The sequence below is a fragment of the Nesterenkonia sp. Act20 genome, from assembly GCF_019173455.1.
Lineage (GTDB): Bacteria > Actinomycetota > Actinomycetes > Actinomycetales > Micrococcaceae > Nesterenkonia.
In genome coordinates, this window is record NZ_JADPQH010000002.1 from 739,510 (window position 1) to 760,511 (window position 21,002).

The following is a 21,002-nucleotide window of genomic DNA, read 5'->3' on the forward strand; positions in this document are numbered from 1 at the left end:
GGTGGTCATGATGGACACATCACATCACATCACAGGCCTGAAGGACTGCGGTACCGGGGTAGCGTTGGACCATGCCCCAACCCGTCCCCGCCGCCGCCTCGGCCCCGCCGCCAGGTTCCTCCATCCGAGTGTTGATCGTCGACGACCAGTCCATGATCCGGGCCGGGTTCGCCGCGCTGCTCGATGCCCAGGAGGACATCAGCGTGACCGGCACGGCCTCGGACGGGGAGGGGATCGTCGAGGTCGTGCACAGCACCACCCCGGATGTGGTGCTCATGGACATCCGCATGCCCAAGGTCAACGGCCTCGAGGCCACCCGGCAGATCCTCGCCATGGCCGGCACTCCCCCGCGGATCCTGATGCTGACGACCTTCGACGCCGATGAGTACGTCTTCGACGCGCTGCGCGCCGGTGCCAGCGGATTTCTGCTCAAGGACGCGACCCCTGAGGAGCTCGTGCAGGCGGTGCGCGTGGTGGCCAGCGGCGATGCGCTGCTCTCACCGAAGATCACCCGGACGCTGATCGCTGACTACGCTGCCCGTCCCTCTGCAAGCCCGAAGCAGCCCGATCTGCTCTCGGAACTGACGGAGCGCGAGCGTGAGGTGATGACCGCCGTCGCCCGGGGCCGCTCCAACACCGAGATCGCCGCGGAGCTCTATCTGGCCGAGCAGACGGTCAAGACGCATGTCTCGCGGATCCTCACCAAGCTGTCCCTGCGGGACCGGACCCAGATGGTGGTCTACGCCTACGAATGCGGGCTCGTGCGCGCCGGCGAGTGACGCCGTCGGCAGCTCCCGCGGGATCTTCTCGAGGTTTTCAGGTCTGATTGAATAGCGGCATGTCCGATTCAACCCCCGCGCAGAGCTCGTCAGCCGCCGACACCACCCTCCCGACACCTCCACGGGCGAAGCAGGTCCCGATCTCGCGCACCCACCACGGGGACACGTTCGTGGACCCTTACGAATGGCTGCGCGAGAAGGACTCCGCCGAGGTCATCGAGCATCTTCACGCGGAGAACTCCTACGCGGAGGCGGTCACCGCGGATCAGCAGCCGCTGCGGGAGGCGATCTTCTCCGAGATCAAGCACCGCACCGTGGAGACCGATCTCTCGGTCCCCTCCCGCCGCGGCGACTGGTGGTACTTCACCCGCACCCTCGAGGGCGAGCAGCACGCCATCTACTGCCGGGTCCCCGCCGAGGCAGGACAGGAGGAGAGCCCCACGGCCGACGACGACGCCGGGCGCGGGTCCTGGACCCCCCCGCAGGTCCAGGCCGGAGTCACACTCACCGGTGAGGAGACCATCTTCGACACCAATGCCGAAGCGGCGAAACATCCCTTCTACCAGCTCGGCGGGATGTCGCTGAACGCCGAGGGGACGCTCCTGGCCTACTCCGAGGACACCTCCGGGGATGAGCTCTACACCCTGCGGTTCCGCGACCTGAGCACCGGAGAGAACCTGCCGGAAGAGGTGGGCAGCGTCCACGGCGGCCCCGTGCTCGAACCCACCGGGGCGCGCGCCTATTACATGGTGGCCGACGCTGCCTGGCGGCCCTACCGGCTCTATGTGCACACGCTGGGGACACCCGCCGAAGAGGATCGGCTGCTCCTGGAGATCACGGACGAACAGCTCTGGACCGGTGTGGGGCTCTCGGCGGACAAGCGCGAGCTGCTCATCATCTCCGGGAACTCCGAGTACGACGAGTCCCGGCTGCTCGATGTCACCGATCCCGCGGCGGAGCCGGTGCTGCTGATCGGCGCGGAGCGGCGGATCCTGCACAGCATCGATCCGATCGTCCTCGACGGCGAGCGCCTGCTGCTGATCACCCACAACCAGGCCGGACCCAACAACGCGCTCTCGCTGACCACCGCAGAAGAGCTCACGGTGCAGGCCGCTGACCAGCCGTTGGATCTGGGCCGACTCGTGCTGCCGCATGAGGAGACGGTGAAGCTCGAAGGAGTGACCGTCACCGCCGCGCAGGTGATCGTCGCCGCACGGCGCGACACCGTTGAGTCAGTCCAGCTGCTCTCGCTGGGTGCGCTGCGCGCGGCGCGCGAGGGTGCGGCCCCCGTGCTGACCTCCACACTGCCCGGGCCGGCCTTCGGCGAGCAGCTCTACACCTGCGCGGTGATCGCCGCCGAGTATGAGGCTCCGCTCTTTCGGGTCGCCTATGAGTCCTGGCTGACGCCGACTCGGATCTATGACATCGACCATGCCGAGGGAACACCGGTGCTGCGCCGGGAGACCCCGGTCCACGACGTGGACCTCGAGGCCTACCGCGCCACCCGCCTCTGGGCGCCGACCGGGGACACCCGGGCCGACGGTTCGGAGATCACGGTGCCGATCACGGTCCTGCACCACCGGGACGTGAGCGCCGACGGCAGCAACCCGACCCTGGTCTATGGCTACGGCTCCTATGAGATGAGCATGGACCCCAGCTTTGGGATCCCGCGGCTGTCCCTGCTGGATCGCGGCATCGTCTTCGCCATCGCTCATGTGCGTGGCGGCGGCGAGCTGGGCCGCGGCTGGTACGAGGACGGGAAGAAGCTGAAGAAGACCAACACCTTCAGCGACTTCATCGCCGCGACCGACCACCTGGTCGCCCAGCGGTGGGCCGATCCTGCGCGGATCGCGGCGCTCGGCGGCTCTGCCGGCGGACTTCTCATGGGGGCGGTGGCCAACCTCGCCCCCGAGAAGTACGTGGCCGTCCTGGCGCAGGTGCCCTTCGTGGACAACCTGACCTCGATCCTGGACCCGGAGCTGCCGCTCTCTGCGCTGGAGTGGGAGGAATGGGGCAACCCGATCACCGACCCCGACGTGTACGCGTACATGAAGTCCTACTCCCCCTACGAGAACATCCGTGACGTGGCGTACCCGGCGATCGCCGCAGTCACCAGCCTCCACGACACCCGCGTGCTCTACGTGGAACCGGCAAAATGGGTCCAGGCTCTGCGCGAGCACCAGCAGGGCGACGCCCCTGTGGTGATGAAGATCGAGATGGACGGCGGGCACGGCGGCGCCTCGGGCCGCTATGAGAGCTGGAAGGAACGCGCCTGGGATTATGCCTTCCTGGCGCATCACCTCGGTGCCGACGGGCTGGGCCGATGAGCTCGCCTGGTTCCCCTGCGACCCCGGGACCTGCTCCGGGACCGCAGGTGGACCCCGCCTTCGCCTGGGTGCAGGATCCCGAGCTCGTGGCGATCTATGACGTGGAGAACGCCGGTGGCTGGGACCACGAGTTCTACCTGGAGCTGCTCGAAGAACTCGGCGCCCGGAGGGTGGCCGATGTCGGCTGCGGGACCGGCGTGCTCGGTGTCCTGCTTGCCCAGCACGGCATCCGCGTGGTCGGGGTGGATCCCTCGGCGGCGATGATCGACGTCGCCCGGTCCCGCAGCGCCCGAGCCGGGGTTGACGCACAGATCAGCTGGATCCATGGCTTCGCCGATCAGCTGGAGACCGGTGGTGTGGACGCGGTGGTCATGGAGGGCCACGTGGCCCAGTACTTCCTCGATCGGGCAGACTGGGACGGGGTCCTGGCTGCCGCCTGGCGGGCGCTGAGCCCTGGCGGCCATCTCGCCTTTGAATCCCGGAACCCGGCCGCCCTGGAGCTCGACGCCTGGGATGCCGAGTCCACCCGAGAGACCCAGCCGCACCCAGCCGGTGGAGAGTTCACCTCCTGGATGGAGATCGCCGGGGTGCGCCCTGACACCGTGGACGGGCAGCTGATCACCGCCCGAGCGCATAACCTGCTGCCTGATGCGCGCGAGATCATCGCCGAGGAGACCCTGCGCTACCGCCCGCTGGACGTGCTGCGCGCATCGCTGACCGACGCCGGGTTCGAGATTCAGCAGATCTGGGGCGACTGGGATCGTGAACAGCTCAGCGAAGACTCCCCCGAGATGATCTTCCTGGCGCAGAAGCCGCTGCGCTGAGCGTGATCACCGGCGCAGCCTCGAAGGTCACCGATGCAGCGCGCGGGCTGCCTGACCGTGGGGGGCGGTGCGCGCCAGCGGCTCTCCGTCCAGGCTCAGCACGAACCCAGACTCCGCCTCGCTCTCCCGCGGAAGCCGCTCAGCGATGCCCTCGATGATCTGGATCCCCTCATTGCTGACCCAGCGCACCCCCGCCGCTTCGACCTGGCTGCGGAACCGCCGTCGATCCTGCCTGCTCAGGTAGGCGAGCACGGCCGTGTGGAACACCACCGGAGTCATGCCGGCAGGGACCTGATCGAGCACCTGGGCCAATCGGTCGTTGAGGTCTCCCGCGAACATCGCCGGAGCGTCCTGGGCCAGGATCTCGGCGCCGGCGCGGATCCGCGGGATGCGGTATTCCATGCCGGGCCAGATCAGGGACTCGAGCCAGCGCTGATCCTCGACGTCGGTGAGGTCCAGCGGGTTCAGGTCGATGCCTGCCCGGTAGCCCACCCGAGGCAGCGCATGCGGGGCCTCCAGGCCGCTGAGCTCACAGCTCAGCTGCACCGTGCTGCGCAGCGATCCTTCGGGAGGCGCGAGCTCACGATCGGGCTGCCCGGCGCGGAGGTAGCGGGTGGGCCAGGCGTCGGGGTAGAGGCAGAGGCCGGCGGAGGCGCCCACCTCGATCAGCGCGAGCGGCGCGTCGTCGTCGTCCTGGATGGCGGAGAAGGCGAGGTTCAGCGCAGCGATGCGACCGGGCTCATTGGTCTGGGTCGCTCGATCCCGCATGGTCGCGGAGATCTGCGCCCAACCGCTGAGGATCAGTTCGCGGGCTCGAGCCCACGCCTCGGCCTGCACACCGTGAAACTGGGCGGACGCGAAGAGGAGATTCGCCTGACGTTTTGCCGAGGGAAGGCCGAGGAGACGCTGCAGGAGCTCGGCGTCCTCGGCCACTCCCGCCGCCCATCGGGCGTAGCGCGGCGAGACCGGCGCGGCCTCGACCTCGGCGAAGACGCGGTAGTGCTCCTGGAGCTGCGCCAGGCTCGCAGCATCAGCGAATTCTCGATCGGGCAGCTCGTGCATTTCTCAGGCCACCGGCCAGGTCTCGAGCCGGTGCGCGGAGTCCCAGAACATCCATTCGTACTGGCTGGCGCGGTGGTAGGCCCGGTGCATGGCGGCGCGCGTCTCCTCGCTGGAGGCGGCGGCCAGTTCGTCGACGATCCGTCGTGCCGCCTCGGTGAGCTCGTGGAACTCCGGGTCGCCGTAGGCGGTGATCCAGTCGGCGTAGGGGTGGCCCTCCAGGGACCCGACGCGCTCCTTGAGCCGAGTGCCGACGTCGTCGTAGATCCAGAAGCAGGGCAGCACGCTGGCCGCCAGCACCGGCAGCGATCCGGCGGAGACCAGGGCGAGCTCGAAGGAGGTATAGGCCACCGTGGTGGGCGAGGGCTGCACGGCGGAGAAGTCCACGACGTGGGTGGCGTGCAGGGCGCGCTCCTCCTCGATCGCGCCGGCGGCCGCGCGGGACCAGAAGATGATGTGCTCGGGATCGGTGGACTGGGCCGCGCAGGCAGCCAGCGCCCGGGCGTAGTCGGTGAGGTACAGCGCATCCTGACCCATGTAGTTCTCGAAGATGGTGCGCGGAAGCGAACCATCCTGGAGCTGGCGCAGGAACGGCAGCGCGTCGATCTCGCTGCGGATCGCGGCGGTCCGCTCCCAGGCCTCCTCAGTGAATGGTGCTGCGCTCATCATCTCCCTCTCCAGATTCATGTTCCCCCTCGCCTCTACCCAAATTATCGTAGAGCTCTCGAATAATCGTGGAGCTATAGCTCTACGATTCGCTACAGCTCTACGATAATTTCGCGGGGGTGGGGCTCAAGCGGAACACTGCCGACGACGACGGCGCACCATCGCTCCTCGGTAGACTCGCTGCTGTGATCGGATCAGATACTCCCAGCAGCCCGCACGACTCCTCCTCCGCGGTCCTGCCGCCGCAGGTCTCGGACATCTTCGACCCCTGGCAGTGGCGCGTGGTGGAGGGGTTCGACTTCACCGATGTCACGTACCACCGTCGTGTGCAGCGGGACGAGTCGGGAACGATCACCGCCGACCTCCCCGCGGTCCGGATCGCCTTCGACCGCCCCGAGGTGCGCAACGCCTTCCGGCCCGGCACCGTGGACGAGCTCTACCGGGCCCTGGACCATGCGCGGATGACCCCCGATGTGGGTGCCGTGCTGCTCACCGGCAACGGCCCCTCCCCCAAGGACGGCGGACACAGCTTCTGCTCCGGCGGTGACCAGCGCATCCGCGGCCGGGACGGGTACCGCTACGCCGAGGGTGACACTGCGGAGACCATCGATCCGGCCCGCGCCGGTCGGCTGCACATCCTCGAGGTCCAGCGACTCATCCGCACGATGCCCAAGGTGGTGATCGCCGTGGTCAACGGCTGGGCCGCCGGCGGCGGACATTCCCTACATGTGGTGGCGGATCTGAGCATCGCCTCGCGCCAGCACGGGAAGTTCAAGCAGACCGATGCGACCGTGGGCTCCTTCGACGCGGGCTATGGCTCCGCCCTGCTGGCCCGTCAGGTGGGACAGAAGAAGGCCCGCGAGATCTTCTTCCTCGCCCGCGAGCACTCTGCCGAAGACATGGTGGCCGCAGGGGCGGTCAATGAGGCGGTGGACCACGAGCGTCTCGAAGAGGTCGCCCTGGAGTACGCCGCCGACATCGCGGGCCAGTCTCCGCAGGCCATCCGGATGTTGAAGTTCGCCTTCAACGCGGCCGACGACGGCCTGGCAGGTCAGCAGGTCTTCGCCGGTGAGGCCACCCGGATGGGGTACATGACCGATGAAGCTGTCGAGGGCCGTGACGCCTTCCTGGGCAAGCGTGCGCCGAACTGGTCCGAGTTCCCGTACTACTACTGACCCGGGGCATGACCGTCATCGATGTCCGCTCGAAGCACCCCGGGGCCTCACTGACCCGGGGCATGACCGAGCTGGGTCGCGAATCGCTTCACGGTGTGAAGAGGCGGTTCAGTTTCTGCTGATAGCGGTGAGAAGCGCGGCGACGGCTTTGGCCCCCGGGTCTTCAACACCAGAAGAGGCAGCGTCAGGAACATAGGCGGCTCGACCGGACCGGGCTGCGAATTCAGCCGTTCCGCGTGCACCTGATTCCGCCTCTCGGGCAGCTTCCACCAGGCTGCCACCCGCGTCCAGGACCCTGAACGCTGGGGCGATCGCGTCGACCATCGTGGAGTGTCCTTCTTCAGCGCCGCCATGGTGCATCATCGCGTTGAGCCCAGCACCTAAGGCGTCTGCCCAGTTGGCGTCTCGAGCCAACACCTCGGACATGGCAGTCGTGAGTATCGCAAGAAGAACTCCCGATGAGCCGCCCATTCGCGTTTCAAGGATTGTTGCTACGCGGTTCATACCCGCGGCGGGGTCGGCGAATCCCAGGGTGCCCGCGTCGAGGTCCGCGAGTATGGCTTCGGCCCCAGCGCGGAACGTTGTTCCTGCATCGCCGTCGCCGGTGGACCTGTCAAGGTCGTCGAGCACAGCCTTCAGCTCGATAAGGGTCAAGCACCCCTGCCTGACCCTCTCCTCAATCTGGTTTCCGGCGGAAACTTCCATAGGTGTATCTGGTTGTTTCTTGTTTCTGCTCTTTGTCCGCCGAGGCGATTCTTTGACTCTCTTCGGGGCCATCCAGGCAGGGGCAGTAGTCGGTCTCTCCAGCGCCGTGACCAGAGCATCCTCTGCAGGCATAGCCGTGACAGAGAATCCCTGCATTCCAAGGGATGTCATCGCTCTCACCGGGCCAATGAAGCGTGCGATTCGGGACGGACCAATCTGGCGAATCAGTTCGTGCGTGAGAACAAGGCTCTCCTGGGCTGAACATCCGCCGAGGTCGTTGAGCATGATCACCATCTTCTGGGGCTCCGCGGCGATCTCCAGAGACTCGATCACCCGTGCGACCGCGTCGGCAGCACTGTCGATGGAGATGGTTTTCGCCCCAGGCTCGTTGTGGATCCCCAAGCCCAGTTCGGCTCCACGCTCGAGATCAGGTGCATCACCTGGCAACTGAGCCGGGCCAAGCGCCACCCCGATGGTGCGAATCGACCCCGCCGCCTGGCGCGCGGCGTCTGCTACTTCAGTGAGGCTCTTGCCCGTCCACGCCGCGGCTCCCGCCACTTTGTGCACCAATATCGTTCCGGCGAGCCCGCGTGGCTGCTCGAAGCCAGGGAGTGCCACATCGTCTGCAACGAGGACGGTTTCGACCTCGTAGCCCTCTTGACGCGCGCGCTCAGCGGCGAGCCCGAAGTTCAGTCGATCACCGGTGTAATTCTTGATCACCAGAAGGCACCCAGCCGGACCGGAAACATGTCGAATGCCCTCAAGCACAGCGGTGACCGAAGGAGAGGAGAAGATCTCGCCAGGTATGGCCGCGTCTAGCATTCCCTCGCCGATGAACCCGGCATGGGCAGGCTCGTGACCTGACCCACCACCCGAGATGACGGCGACTCGAGATGGGTCGCGCTGTGACGCGGCTCCTACGAGGACTGTTGTCCCTTCAGAAGTCTCAAGTTCTTCTAACTCGAGAGTCTGCGTCATGGCCGAGAGCATCTCGGGCACCAAAGTTTCACGAGAGTTATAGAACGGCATCGCGCTCCCCCATTATTGTCATTCAGCATGCGCATGAGGCGCTTGAATATGATGTACGGGCGACGGATTGTGAAGCGTAACACATCACAATCTCTGAACCTCCTGGAAGCCTCGAACTGGCCGGTCAACGCCAGAAGATCAGGCTCATCGCCTCTGCACGGGTGGCTGCTTCTCTCATCTGACCCCGCACTGCCGAGGTGATGGTCTTCGCCCCGGGTTTGGCGACTCCCCGCATGGACATGCAGAGATGTTCGGCCTCCAGCACCGCGATGGCGCCCCTCGGCTTCAGCTGCTCCATCAGTGAATCGACCACCTGTGTGGTCAGCTGCTCTTGGACCTGAGGTCTTTTGCTGAACACGTCGACCAGTCGTGCCAGGGCCCCGAGTCCGGCGACGTTGCCGCCCAGCGCCGGGAGGTAGCCGATGTGAGCCACTCCGAAGAAGGGAACCAGGTGGTGTTCACACATGGAGTAGAAGGAGATGTCACGGACCAGGACCATCTCCTCGTGGCCGGCCTCAAACGTCGACCCGAAGAGGTCCCCCGGATCCTGCTGCATCCCGACGAACGCCTCCTGATACGCGCGGGCAACACGGGCAGGGGTGTCGCGTAGGCCCTCCCTCAGGGGGTCCTCTCCCACGGCCAGCAGCACCTCGCGAATGGCGTCCTCGATCCGTTCAAGATCCACCTCACCTCGCACGGCTGGCGCCACCCTCTCTTCGACCCACAGATCCGTCATCTCGCTCCTCACTGCGAATCCTGCAGTTCAACGCCCCGTGGGGATGACTCAGCTTCCGAGCTGCCTCGCGTCGTACTCGGCGATCCAGTCGGCCGTGGTCTCCATCCCGCCGAAGGTGTAGAAGTGGAGCTTCACATCACCTGATTCGGGGTTGAGTCCCTTCTGCAGGTCACGGATCAGCCGCTCCGGACCCGCAGTCCCCAGCAGGTTCGTCATGGAGAACCCATACTTGCGGGCGATGCCCGCAGACGTTGAGACCCCGAAGCGTTTCGCGTAGGTCATCAGCCGCTTGATCCCGGCAGGACCCGGCACGCCGATTCGGATGGGAAGGTTGATGCCCCGAGCACGGACCTCGCGGATCCAGTCATGGATCGGGTCTACGTCGAACCCGAACTGGGTGAGGATGGTGCCGGAGAGACCCTGCTGCTGAAGCGCCGCGACCTTCGCCTCCAACACATCCCAGAGCTCAGTATCGGCAATGTCCGGATGTCCCTCCGGATAGCCTGCGATGGAGATGTCGGTGAATCCATGCTCCGCCGGAAGGCCTGAACGAATGAGATCAAGGGCCGAGGCGTATGGCCCCATGGGTTCGGACGGGTCTCCTCCGACGGTGAAGAGGTGAGTCGTTCCCACCTGCCCGCGCAGGGCAACCAGGAACTCGACGAATTCCTCCTCAGACGACATCCTCCGAGCCGCTACGTGGGACACGGGGATCAGCCCCGCGTCATGAACGGCCTTGGCGGCTGCGACTCGCATATCGAGGTTCTCGTTTCCCAGGAACGTCACGTTGACGCGGGTCCCGGGTGTGATCTTGGGCGCCGCCGCGAGAAGCGCATCCACATCTTTTCCCGTCATCTCCAGTGAGGGGTCCGCCATCACGGAAGCTGCTGCGTCATTGTTCATCGCCATCTTGCTCACCTTTGTCTTCGATAGTCCTCGTCTCGGTGTTCACCGATCCGTGATGCCGCGCTCGACTCAGAAGACGATCGTGGCCGAGCCGTCCCGCAGAACCCGGTCTTCACAATGCGCCTGGACCGCCGAGGAGAGGACCCGCCGTTCGACGTCCGCGCCTCGTCGCTGGAGGTCTGCAGCAGTGTCTCGGTGCGACACCGCGATGACGTCCTGGGCGATGATCGGTCCTTCATCCAGATCCTTGGTCACATAGTGAGCCGTCGCCCCCACCAGCTTCACACCACGTTCTTTGGCCTTGCGGTATGGCGCGGCCCCGATGAAGGCAGGAAGGAAGGAGTGATGGATATTGATGACCGGCACCCCGAGGCCCTCGATGAAGTCTTCTGTCAGGATCTGCATATAGCGGGCAAGCACGACGAGGTCTACGTTTCCCTGCAGCAGCTCAAGCTGTCTGGCCTCCACCTCCTCCCGCGGCTTCCCAGCAGTGGGCGTGTGGAAGAACGGGATGCCGAGGGAACGAACATCTTCGTCCAGGCCAGTGTGATTGGAGATGACCATAGCGATGTCGACGGGCAGCTCACCCCGCCGATAGCGCCAGAGCAGATCGAGCACGCAGTGATCTGAAGTCGAAGCCATCACCGCGATGCGCTTCTTCTTGGAGGCATCCACCAGCGAATGATCAAGACGGAAGCCTTTGAGCGCCTCACCGATTTTGGCATCCAGCGCAGGCAGCTCCGCCGAGAGATGAGGCATCGAGAACACGGTTCGCTGGAAGAAGCGTCCTCCGTCGGGGTCCGTCGTGTGCTGGTCCAAGGAGATGATGTTGGCACCGGCTGCGGAGAGTATGTCGGTGATGGCAGCAACTATTCCAGGCTCGTCGGTGCCGTATACAACAAGCCTGCCGACATCTGCGAACGACTCGCTCTTCTCTGCACCCATGGGTGTTCCCTTCATTCCCGGTCTCTTCCTTCGTGGGGCCCGTCGGGGCGCCGGCCGCCACTGATGCCAGCAGCGACCGGCACGATCACGTGATTCAGCTCAGGCCTTGATTCGCCCTGGCTGTGTCCGCATCGTCACGGAGCGACCCCGGAGAAGCGTTGAGGCAGAACTTTGTCAGTGCTTTAAGCCGCAGTCCCGGTCCGCCAACCGCCGTGGTACTCCTTGCGGGCCACGACGGAGAAAGGCACCGGGCTGACGACTGCTCGCACCTCGATCTGTTCGTGAGGTTCCACCGTGGGCTTGGAGGTTCCTCCGTTGGGCTCACCCCACAACACTTTGACCTCGGCACCCTCGGGGACGTCCGGAGAGACGGTGGCCAGAGAGATTGCCCGTCGATCATTGGAGGTGTAGCCGGTGAACATCGAGAAACCGACGTTCGTGCCTTCGGCATCGAGGACTGAGTCGTAGTTGGAGGAGCCGTACTGGGCCATCGGCAGGTCGAAGTACTTGTACTGTGGTCCATCGACATCGACGAGTGAACCCCAGATCTTCTTCATGTCCTCACTGTTCCAGGACAGGGTGACCTTCCGACGCTGGGTGCTCGGATCGATCTTCTCCAACGCCTCACGGCCGATGAAGTCGTGGTCGAACTTCACGAAGTTGCCGTAGCCGAGCTCCCACGGGGTGAGGTAGTAGTCGTCGATGGAGTCGCCAACGAAACTGCCAGCGATGGCGTTGATGGCCTCGTAGCTGTCAGCGCCCAACCACTCTCTATAGCCCCGCATCTCCTCGCCCGTATAGACCGCCGGAAGCGGAGAAGGGATCCACCCTGATTCGATCGTGTTGGAGGAATACGTGCGGGAGCCCACCGGCACCATGCCGAATTCGGCTCCCTGCTCCAGGATCGCGTCACGGATCCGGAAGTAGTCCTCGTAGGGACCCCAGAGCTCCAGACCTGGCGCGCCGGCCATACCGTGACGCAAGGTCCGCACCTGGGTGCCATCGACCTGCATATGCGACATGTTGAAGAACTTCAGCTGCTCCAGTGAACCGCCGTGGAGCTTTTCGATCACCTGCCAGGCGTTGGGGCCCTGGATCTGGAAACGCCAGTACTTGCGCTGAACCGGACGTCCCAGGGGGTGGGAAGGGGAACGACGATCAATCTCGACATTGACGTTGTAGCCACCCGTCTCGGCGTGGAAGATCAGCCAGTTCGCAGCAGGCGAGCGGCCTACGTAGATGAACGTCTCCTCCGCCTCGCGAAAGACGATGCCGTCACCGATCACGTGACCAGAATGGGAGGTGGGAACGTACTGCTTGGCCTTGTTCACCGCGAAATTCGCGACGGAGTTGACCGCAGTGTCCGAGATCAGCTTCAGCGCGTCAGGACCTTCGATGATCAGGTTGTCCATGTGGTGGGACTGGTCGAACAGCACGGCGGAATTGCGCCATGCCTGCTGTTCGGTCCGCCAGTTGGAGAATTCCGTGGGCACGACCGGGTACACGTAGGCACCCAACTGAGAGTTGCGGAGCAGGTCCACGGTGCTGTTCGAACCGTCCAGGACATCTTGCAATGACCGGTGAGTCATGTGTATCTCCTTCCCCGTGAGACCGGCTCACGGGCGTGTTTGGAAACTTCCAGACGAAGGGACCTCTGGCGGCACCGTCGGTGAACGACTAATCCCGTGTGTTCCCCGTCACATCAACGTCTTGAGAATATATCTATGTATGTAGTTATGTCCAGGCAAGATCTTCCGATGCTGGGAGGTCGCTGTCGAAGCCGACGGTGCGCTTGTCGCGTCCACTGAGCACGTCCTCCGCTCCGCTGAGGAGCTCAGTTGCTAATCTGTTGCCATGCCTTGGGTCGCGTGGGTCGCCATTATTGCCATCATCGTCTTCGGCATCACCCAGATCGTGAGCATGGCCACCGGCCGGCCGCTGCCCTGGGGGTCGGATTCAGAGGAAGAGATCGAGGCCCTGCGCAAACGGTTGAAGAAGCTCGAGAAGCGCAGCGACCCGGAGCTCGAAGGTCCGAAGATCCCCACCAAGTCCGAGGAGAACATGTCCGCTGAGGACCGCTGGCGCCTGGACATGCTGGAGGCCCGTCTCGAGGAGCTCGAGAAGCAGAAGAAGGATCAGAAGGACACGAAAGACGACGGCGGAAGCTGAGTGACAGACACACCCCAGCGTCCCGAGCCATGGGTGCCGGAGGCCCTCGGCGCGCTCCAGAAGTCCTTGGACGACCTGCACTCCCCCGTCGAGTTCCTTCCCGGCAATCCCGACGCCGACCCGCGATGGACCTTCCGCGTGGATGTCTCCCCCTCCCAGGGTGCCGCGATCGTGCGCACCTCGGGGTCCACCGGCACGCCGAAGCAGACCCTGCTCAGCGCCGATGCCCTGCGGTCCTCGGCGCATGCCACAGCCGAGGCGCTCGGCGGGCACGGCCAGTGGCTGCTCACCCTGCAGCCGAGCTATGTGGCTGGACTTGCGGTGCTCAGCCGCAGCCTGCTGGCCGGCACGACACCGGTGCCGCTGCTGCAGCACACCACCGACCCCGACTCGTTCACCCGTGCGGCCGCGCGCCTCGACGGCGAACGCCGCTACGTCTCCCTGGTGCCCACCCAGCTGCAGCGACTGCTGGACCACCTCCCTGCCGACGCGGAGCTCTCCGATGTGCTCCGACGGTTCGATGCCATCCTGCTCGGCGGGGGACCCAGCTCCCCCGCCCTTCTCGAGGAGGCAGCACATCATGGGCTGACCGTGGTGCGCACCTACGGGATGAGTGAGACCAGCGGTGGGTGTGTCTACGACGGACGCCCGCTGCCAGGTGTCCTTCTGAGCACGGAGGACTCCGGTCGGGTGAGGGTCAGCGGGCCCATGGTCGCCTCGGGGTACCTCGCGGACGAGGACCTCAGCGCGGCCCACTTCAGTCAAGACCCAGACTCCGGGCTGCGCAGCTTCCTGACCGATGATCTGGGCGAGGTGGACACGGATTCCCGCGGCCAGCGGCTGAGCATCTCCGGACGCGCCGATGACGTGATCATCACCGGCGGGGTCAAGGTCTCCGCCGCGCTCATCCGTGAAGCCCTGCTGAGCCACCCAGACATCAGCGACGCGTTCGTCGGCCCGGTGACCGACGCCGACTGGGGGCAGGCAGTCAGCGCCGTCGTCGTCCCCAACAGCCAGGACCTGCAGCCTCAGCTGGAAGCAGAGCTGCAGAAGCTGGTCAGCTCCGCACTGGGCGCGCCAGCGGCGCCCAAACGCCTGATCCTGGTGAGCGAACTGCCGCTGCTGACCAATGGCAAGCCCGACCGCCAGACGCTGCTGCAGCTGCTCGCCGAGGACCCGAGACAACAAGAACGAGAGGTCACCCCGTGGCAACTGTGAAGGAATGGATCGCTGGCTCCCGGCCACGCACGCTGCCGCTGGCGGTGGCGCCGGTGATCATCGGAGCCGCCGCGGCGCATGCCCTGGGACACTTCGATGTGCTCATCGGAGCACTGGCCCTGGTGGTGGCGCTGGCCCTGCAGATCGGGGTCAATTACGCCAACGACTACTCCGACGGGATCCGCGGCACCGATGACGTCCGAGTGGGTCCGATGCGGCTGACCGGATCAGGGGCGGCGAAGCCCCAACAGGTCAAGGACGCCGCCTTCTTGAACTTCGGGCTGGCCTCCCTGGCTGGGCTGATCATCGTGATCCTGACCGGCATGTGGTGGATGCTCGCGGTGGGCGCTGCATGTGTGCTGGCAGCGTGGTGGTACACCGGAGGCTCCAGGCCCTACGGCTACCGCGGGCTGGGCGAGATCATGGTCTTCGTCTTCTTCGGTCTCGTCGCCACTCTGGGGACCACCTGGGCGATGGCGGCGCAGCTCAGCCTGGCGGCGGTCCTCGGTGCCGTGGGCTCGGGGCTGATCGCCTCGGCGCTGCTCATGGCGAACAATGTGCGTGACATCCCCACCGACGCCGAGGTGGGCAAGAGGACCCTTGCTGTCCGACTGGGGGAATCCCGCGCGCGGATGAGCTACATCCTGATGATCGGCGTCGCGCTGGTGCTTCCACTGATCCTGCTGCCCCAGAGCTGGTGGTTCCTGCTGGTCCTGCTCGCCTGGCCGCTCGCGCTGGGCCCGGCGCGCATCATGGGCTCGGCAGAGAAGAAGGGCGCCGCGCTCATCCGGGTGCTGCAGCTGACCAGCATGATCGGATTGGCCTTCGCGATCACCTACTCTGCCGCGCTCGTGCTGAGCTGACGCGCACTCCCGCGCTCAGCTGGAGCGGGAGTCCGGCCGGGAGGTGCCGGTCTCGCCGTCGTCCTCGGAGTTCTTCCGGTCCTTGTTCTTACGGTCGTTGTTGTTGCGGTCCTGGGCATGATCCTCGGCAGTGCGTTCATCAGCACTGCGATGTGGGGAGCCGGTTCCAGAGTCAGGGTCGGATGACCCTCCAGAGACCGCCTCGTCGGCCGCCTCGCCCAGCTGCTTCTCCTGCTCCGCCCGGGCCTGAGCCTCGGCCGAAAGTGTCTCAGGCTCCTCCGAGGAAGAAGCCTGCTCTGAAGACTCCTGCGCCTTCTGCTCCTGCTGGCGGCGTTCCTTGCGGCGGAGATCGGCCTCGCGCTGGCGCTTCTCCTCTTCGCGCTGCCGATGCCGACGCTGGATCTCTACCTGACGCAGAAAATCGGGATCGTCATCCGGTGAGCTGGGCCGCTGCGGGGCCTGGCTTCCCTTCTTCGGGTCGCGGACGCGACCGAACCCGAGCCAGAGACCGGCTCCGACGATCGGCAGCAGGACGATCACCGCGATCCACGCGATCCTGGGCAGAACGCGGATGCGATGCCGCGGCGTCTGCAGGCATTCGATCAGGCTGTAGATCAACAGCCCGAGGCCCACAATTGCCAGCCCGATAATGATCCTCAACATCCCTCCAGGGTAGTTGATCGGCCAGCTCGGATTCACCAGCGAGCAGACCTAGACTGGGGCCATGTCCGTGCTGAAATACTCTCTGCTGCGCCTCGGCGCCTTCTTCATCGTCTTCGCCGCATGTCTGCTGCTCGACCTGGGGACTTACACGGTGTTCTTCGCCCTGATCGTGGGCCTCGTCGTCTCCTGGGCCGTGGGGTACCTCTTCTTCAACCGGCTGCGCCTCGCCGCCGGTGATCAGCTCGCGCAGCGCTTCGGCGGAGGACGGAAGCTGGGCGCTGCGGAACAGGACGACAACACTGCAGAGGACGCCCTGGCCGAAGACTTCAACCTGACGCAGGAACAGATTCGCCGACAGTCAGGAACCTCCGGCCCTGGAGCGTCCTCCGACCCGCAGGCCCGCTGAGCCCCTCCGGCCCGCAGGGCCACTGAGCCTTCGACTTGCGGCCCTTTTGAGCCGCTCGACTCTGCAGTCAGTCGGGCAGTCCGGCGTAGGAGTGCAGACCTGGGAAGTACACGTTGACCACGGCGTAGTTGAAGATGATGCAGCCGAACCCGATGATCGAGAGCCAGGCGGCCCGGTTGCCGGTCCACCCTCGGGTGGCGCGTGCGTGGAGGTACCCGGCGTAGACGACCCAGATGACGAAGGTCCAGACCTCTTTGACGTCCCATCCCCAGTAGCGGCCCCAGGCCTCTTCGGCCCAGACTGCGCCGGTGATCAGCGGGCCAAGGGTCCAGAAGACGAAGCCCACGGCATTCATCCGGTAGGCCCAGTTCTCGAGCGAGATCGCCGAGGGGACCAGGCGCAGAAACTGCCAGCCGCTCCTGGTGGATCCGGCCGCCTGGGCCAGTTCTCGCCGGTGCTGGATCAGCTGCAGGACGTTCATGGCGAAGGTCAGTGTGAAGAGCGAGATGGCCATCACCGCCAGCGAGACGTGGATGGCGATCCAGGGGCTCTGCAGCGCGGGCTGCACGTGTGCCACCGGAGTGGGGAATCCGATGGTCGCCGAGACCATCATGGTGACCACCAGGCCGAGCACGAAGGTGCCCAGGAAGCGGACATCCTTGCGGGTGAGCACCAGCAGGTAGACCGCCGCCACCACCAGGGCGCCGGTGGTGAGGAACTCGAACATGTTCGCCCACGGCACCCGGTTCGCGGCGATCCCGCGGGAGGCGACGGCGAAGGCATGCGCGGCGACTGCCAGCACAGACAGTGCCACCGCGACGTTGGCGAAGGGACGGCGCGTGCCCAGGTAGGCCATCTCCTCGTCCACCAGCTCCTCGGAAGGCACCTGCTGGTGCGGGGCCTGGTCCCGCGGCGCCTCGCCGGCGCCGGAGCTGACCAGCTGGCGCTCGGTCATGTTCTCTGCGGCCAGCTCAGCCTCCACCCTGCGGATCGTCGCAGAGCTGCGGATCATGTCCACGGCGAACAGCATGAACGCAGCGGTGTAGACGAAGGCGGCGATCAGCAGGAAAAGCTCGCTGTACTGCACCAGCTCCATATTGATGGACTGCATCAGGAATCCTCCTCTGGGGCCCGCACTGGCCACTTCTTCTCGAACTGGGCACGTAGGGCAATGTTCTCATCCCGCAGCCGGAAGTCCTCGCCGCGAGCAAGCAGGCCATAGCGCACCAGTGTGCGGCCTGCCGGGGTGGTCTCCACGGTCACCCAGGCGCGGCGACGGCGCAGGAACAACGACAGGATGAGGCCGGTGAGAGCAGTCAGCGCAAAGAACAGGACGCCCTGCTGCGCCGGGTTGTAGTGGACGTCAATGGCGATATAGTCCCGGACTCCGTCGAAGCTGATGGATCCCATCCCCTCGGGAAGCTCATAGGTCTCCCCCTCCGAGAGCACGATGCCGCCGGCCTCCTCGTCGCGGGAGTTGAGCACTTCGAGGCCCTCGGTGTCCAAGACGTAGACATTCTGCGGGTTGCCCTCATCCAGGCCGAGATCCCCGTAGTAGGAGTTCAGCTGCAGCTGGGGATTCCCCAGCTCGGGATCGACCGAGACCGAGAGTCCCTCACCGGTGTCCTGAGCCGTGGGGAGCAGCAGTCCGACGAAGCCGAGCTGCTCGGGCTGCGCATCCGGGGCCTTGATCACTGCCATGGAGGTGTAGACCGGGTCATCCGGGCGGGTGACCACGGGCCCGGAGAAGGCGACGTCGCCCGCACCGTCTCGCACGGTGATCTCCGGGGCGTACCCGTTACCCACCAGGAACACCCTTGCATCGTCGAGGGTCAGTGGCTGGTTCACTTTGAGCTCCTGCGACTGCGGCTCCCCCTCCGGGCCGAGCTGCGTGGTGACATCCGCCGTGAAATCGAGGGGCTGGCCGAAGTTGGTCGCGGACTCCCGGTCGAAGACCCGCTCGAAATCATCGAGCTGGACCGAGAACGGCTGGAGCTGGTCCTCGCTGAAATAGGCGCCCGGGTGGAAGCTGTCGTAGGCGACCAACGCGTTCACGAAGCCTTCGTCCTCCACCAGGATCTTCTGTCCTCGGTAGCTGAACATGGAGCCCAGGGCCACACAGATCAGCACGCCGACCAGCGCCACATGGAAGACCAGGTTTCCGGATTCCTTGAGGTAGCCCCGTTCGGCGCCCACGGAGCCCGCCGAACCGGCTGAGTCCCCCGAGCCGGACGCCTCGGCACCATCGGTCGCCGCAGCGTCGCGGACCTCCACCCGGTAGCGCCGAGCCTTGAGGATCCCGGCCGCATCCTGCAGAGCCTGCTGGGCCTTCGGCCCGTCCTCCGGGTCACCGGCGGCCGTGGACTGCAGCTCCAGCGCGCCGAACTCGGGGAGCCGCTCCAGCCTGCGCGGGGTGCGCGGCGGCGGAGAGGTCATCAGCTGCCAGTGCTTCTTCGCCCGCGGCAGGATGCAGCCGATCAGCGAGATGAACAGCAGCAGGTAGATCGCGGAGAACCAGACCGAGGAATAGACGTCGAAGAACTGCAGGAAGTCCAGGACCTCCCCGACCCCGGGGTTGTCCTCGATCCAGGCGTCCACCGAGAAGGGGTCCTGGACCCGCTGCGGGAAGATCGAACCGGGAACGGCGGCCACTGCCAGCATCAGCAGCAGCATCAGGGCCGTGCGCATGGAGGTCAGCTGGGTCCAGGCCCAGCGGAGCATGCCCCTGACGCCCAGCGCCGGCGGGGTGACTTCGGCGCGCGAAGACCCGGCGGGGGCATCCGTGGAGCCCGCCGCCTCGGGGGCGTCGCGATGCCCGGCGGGCAGATAGGTGTTTTCGCGTTTTTCGGCCATCAGATGGGCAGCCTCACGTCATTGGCGAACCAGTCCTGCAGAGCATAGACCCAGGTGTTCCAGATGCCGGAGAGCATCAACAGCCCGACCAGGATGAGCACGGCGCCGCCGAAGCGCATCACCGCGACCTTATGCCGGGTGAAGAAGCGCAGCGCGGTCATCCCGCGCCTGAGGCCCATGCTGATCAGGATGAAAGGGATGCCGAGTCCCAGGCAGTAGATGGACATCAGGAAGACGCCGCGGGCGGGGTCTCCCCCCATCGGCGTCGCGAGCGCCAGCACGGCGGCAAGAGTCGGCCCGATGCACGGCGCCCAGCCGATGCCGAAGGTCGCGCCCAGCAGCGGAGCGCCGAGCAGCCCGTCCGGCGGGCGACGCTCGAGCTTGCGCTCGCGCTGGAAGAAGCTGAAGGCTCCCATGAACACCAGCCCCATGACCACGACGACGGCGCCCAGCACCTGGGTCAGCCAGCCCCCCTCCACCCGCAGCCAGACCATGGCCTGGGAGAAGACGACCCCGATTAGGACGAAGACCACCGAGAAGCCGAGCACAAAGAGAGAAGCACCGAGCACCATCCGAGACTTGCGTCGCTCATGCAGCTCCACTCCGGAGAGCCCGGTCACATACCCCAGGTAGCCCGGCACCAGGGGCAGCACGCAGGGGGAGAGGAAGGAGACCAGCCCGGCGAGCAGCGCCACCGGAGCGGAGATCAGCAGAGAACCGTCGAAGACGATCTCGGCGAAGCGGTTATCGGCAGCGCTGAGCAGCGGCACCGCCTGGGACGCGAGGTTCATCGGGACTCTGCCGACCCCAGAGCGGCGGAAGAGCTGCTGGCGGAAGCCGCGGCGTCGTCGGCGTCAGAACTCTCCGTGTCGGAGCCGTTGGTCTCGGCGTCGGAGCCGTTGGTCTCGGCGTCGGAGCCGTTGGTCTCAGCGTCGGAGCCGTTGGTCTCAGCGTCGGAGCCGTCGGCGCTGAGGTCCTCCTCGAGCGCCGTGCTGATCAGCGCGCTGAGCGTCCCGGGCTCCGCGACCCCGAGGATTCGGGAGGACACGCGGCCCTGCTTGTCCAGCACCAGGGTGGTGGGCACCGCTGAGGGCGGCACATAGTCGGTCATGGCGAGCATGACATCGCCGTCGCGATCCTCCATCGAGGGGTACTCGATGCCGAAGTTTCGCTCGAAGGCCTCTGCCGTGGGCTCGGTGTCGCGGGTGTTGACGCCGTAGAACTGCACACCCTCGGGGCTGAACTCCTCGTGGAGGTCGGCCAGGTCGGGGGCCTCGACGCGACAGGGGGCACAGGCGGCGTACCAGAAGTTGATCACGGTGACTTCACCCTCCCAGCTTGCCGCGCTGACCGCAGAGCCGTCGAAGAGGGTGGATTCGAACTCCACGGGCTCGCCACGTTCCGCCGGCGCGATCTCCTGCACCGAGCCGTCGCCGGCCACATAGTTGGTGCCGTCGTTCTGGGCGCGCTGGGCCAGCTGATCATTGCCGGAGCTGCACCCGGTCAGCGCGAGGGCGGAGGCAAGCGCCACCGCAGCCAGCGCGCGGAGGCGCGGGGTCTGTGCGAATCGATCAACGGAGACGGTCATGCGCTGCGGTGTCCAGATCTGAAGAGGGAGCCAGGGTCAGCCGAGAACTAATTCTACAGTCCGTAGAACTGCCTGCGAAGCAGAAGTCAGC

At 65.8% G+C, this 21,002-nt stretch carries 19 protein-coding genes and 1 pseudogene; 8 read left to right on the plus strand and 12 right to left on the minus strand.

All coding sequences use genetic code 11. From position 1 onward, the window contains the following. The first annotated feature begins 71 nt into the window (after positions 1–71). Genes IY716_RS13110 through IY716_RS13120 form a run of 3 tightly spaced genes read left to right on the plus strand, consistent with a single transcriptional unit; the run spans position 72 to position 3,930 of the window. A complete protein-coding gene (locus IY716_RS13110) occupies positions 72–779 on the plus strand; it encodes a response regulator transcription factor (protein WP_218222092.1) in 708 nt (235 codons plus the stop codon). Positions 780–838: 59 nt separating this feature from the next. After that, the gene (locus tag IY716_RS13115) at positions 839–3,106 is read left to right on the plus strand and encodes a S9 family peptidase (RefSeq protein ID WP_218222093.1); all 2,268 of its coding nucleotides are present in this window, start codon (positions 839–841) and stop codon (positions 3,104–3,106) included. Further along, on the plus strand, positions 3,103–3,930 hold the full coding sequence (locus IY716_RS13120; protein WP_218222094.1) for a class I SAM-dependent methyltransferase: 828 nt from the start codon (positions 3,103–3,105) through the stop codon (positions 3,928–3,930). Before IY716_RS13115 ends, IY716_RS13120 begins: the two co-directional genes overlap by 4 nt. A gap of 27 nt (positions 3,931–3,957) precedes the next feature. Here the strand turns inward: IY716_RS13120 and IY716_RS13125 are convergent, their stop codons facing one another. Next, positions 3,958–4,992, minus strand: coding sequence for a DUF2332 domain-containing protein (locus tag IY716_RS13125; protein ID WP_218222095.1), 1,035 nt, complete (start codon positions 4,990–4,992; stop codon positions 3,958–3,960). A 3-nt stretch (positions 4,993–4,995) separates the two neighbouring features. Beyond that, positions 4,996–5,655 carry a TenA family protein gene (locus tag IY716_RS13130; RefSeq protein WP_218222096.1) on the minus strand — a complete coding sequence of 220 codons (660 nt, stop codon included), beginning with the start codon at positions 5,653–5,655 and terminating at the stop codon, positions 4,996–4,998. A 185-nt stretch (positions 5,656–5,840) separates the two neighbouring features. On the opposite strand from IY716_RS13130, the gene IY716_RS13135 reads away from it, so the two are divergent. Beyond that, entirely contained in the window at positions 5,841–6,830 is a 990-nt protein-coding gene (locus tag IY716_RS13135) for a 1,4-dihydroxy-2-naphthoyl-CoA synthase (RefSeq protein WP_369699720.1), read from the plus strand. Between the two features lie 108 nt (positions 6,831–6,938). Here IY716_RS13135 and IY716_RS13140 read toward each other — a convergent pair whose 3' ends face one another. The 5 genes from IY716_RS13140 to IY716_RS13160 form a co-directional block, all read right to left on the minus strand. Continuing rightward, positions 6,939–8,513: a dihydroxyacetone kinase subunit DhaK gene (locus tag IY716_RS13140; RefSeq protein ID WP_218222097.1), complete on the minus strand. Its 1,575-nt coding sequence runs from the start codon at positions 8,511–8,513 to the stop codon at positions 6,939–6,941. A 175-nt stretch (positions 8,514–8,688) separates the two neighbouring features. After that, a complete protein-coding gene (gene folE / locus IY716_RS13145) occupies positions 8,689–9,300 on the minus strand; it encodes a GTP cyclohydrolase I FolE (RefSeq protein ID WP_218222098.1) in 612 nt (203 codons plus the stop codon). 48 nt (positions 9,301–9,348) lie between these two features. Continuing rightward, the gene (locus IY716_RS13150) at positions 9,349–10,209 is read right to left on the minus strand and encodes a methylenetetrahydrofolate reductase (RefSeq protein ID WP_255316770.1); all 861 of its coding nucleotides are present in this window, start codon (positions 10,207–10,209) and stop codon (positions 9,349–9,351) included. A 66-nt stretch (positions 10,210–10,275) separates the two neighbouring features. Continuing rightward, on the minus strand, positions 10,276–11,151 hold the full coding sequence (gene purU, locus IY716_RS13155; RefSeq protein WP_218222099.1) for a formyltetrahydrofolate deformylase: 876 nt from the start codon (positions 11,149–11,151) through the stop codon (positions 10,276–10,278). A gap of 182 nt (positions 11,152–11,333) precedes the next feature. After that, positions 11,334–12,740, minus strand: coding sequence for an aminomethyl transferase family protein (locus IY716_RS13160; RefSeq protein ID WP_218222100.1), 1,407 nt, complete (start codon positions 12,738–12,740; stop codon positions 11,334–11,336). A gap of 265 nt (positions 12,741–13,005) precedes the next feature. Here IY716_RS13160 and IY716_RS13165 point away from each other — a divergent pair, with 265 nt between their 5' ends. Genes IY716_RS13165 through IY716_RS13175 form a run of 3 tightly spaced genes read left to right on the plus strand, consistent with a single transcriptional unit; the run spans position 13,006 to position 15,401 of the window. After that, complete coding sequence (locus IY716_RS13165) at positions 13,006–13,320, plus strand: hypothetical protein (protein WP_218222101.1); 315 nt, start codon at positions 13,006–13,008, stop codon at positions 13,318–13,320. Continuing rightward, the gene (locus IY716_RS13170) at positions 13,321–14,538 is read left to right on the plus strand and encodes an AMP-binding protein (RefSeq protein ID WP_369699721.1); all 1,218 of its coding nucleotides are present in this window, start codon (positions 13,321–13,323) and stop codon (positions 14,536–14,538) included. After that, positions 14,526–15,401 carry a 1,4-dihydroxy-2-naphthoate polyprenyltransferase gene (locus IY716_RS13175; protein WP_218222102.1) on the plus strand — a complete coding sequence of 292 codons (876 nt, stop codon included), beginning with the start codon at positions 14,526–14,528 and terminating at the stop codon, positions 15,399–15,401. Before IY716_RS13170 ends, IY716_RS13175 begins: the two co-directional genes overlap by 13 nt. Positions 15,402–15,416: 15 nt before the next feature. Here IY716_RS13175 and IY716_RS13180 read toward each other — a convergent pair whose 3' ends face one another. Then, positions 15,417–16,064 carry a PLD nuclease N-terminal domain-containing protein gene (locus IY716_RS13180; protein ID WP_218222103.1) on the minus strand — a complete coding sequence of 216 codons (648 nt, stop codon included), beginning with the start codon at positions 16,062–16,064 and terminating at the stop codon, positions 15,417–15,419. Between the two features lie 61 nt (positions 16,065–16,125). On the opposite strand from IY716_RS13180, the gene IY716_RS13185 reads away from it, so the two are divergent. After that, positions 16,126–16,470, plus strand: coding sequence for a DUF4229 domain-containing protein (locus tag IY716_RS13185; protein WP_218222104.1), 345 nt, complete (start codon positions 16,126–16,128; stop codon positions 16,468–16,470). Positions 16,471–16,537: 67 nt separating this feature from the next. Here IY716_RS13185 and ccsB read toward each other — a convergent pair whose 3' ends face one another. The 4 genes and pseudogenes from ccsB to IY716_RS13205 form a co-directional block, all read right to left on the minus strand. Beyond that, entirely contained in the window at positions 16,538–17,581 is a 1,044-nt protein-coding gene (gene ccsB / locus IY716_RS13190) for a c-type cytochrome biogenesis protein CcsB (RefSeq protein ID WP_218222105.1), read from the minus strand. After that, complete coding sequence (locus tag IY716_RS13195; protein ID WP_218222106.1) at positions 17,581–19,323, minus strand: cytochrome c biogenesis protein ResB; 1,743 nt, start codon at positions 19,321–19,323, stop codon at positions 17,581–17,583. Before IY716_RS13195 ends, ccsB begins: the two co-directional genes overlap by 1 nt. Next, entirely contained in the window at positions 19,323–20,114 is a 792-nt protein-coding gene (locus IY716_RS13200) for a cytochrome c biogenesis CcdA family protein (protein ID WP_218222107.1), read from the minus strand. The genes IY716_RS13195 and IY716_RS13200 overlap by 1 nt, the downstream gene beginning before the upstream one ends. Before the next feature lie 185 nt (positions 20,115–20,299). Then, a pseudogene (locus IY716_RS13205) lies at positions 20,300–20,911 on the minus strand (TlpA family protein disulfide reductase); the annotation flags it as partial. Positions 20,912–21,002 lie beyond the last annotated feature (91 nt).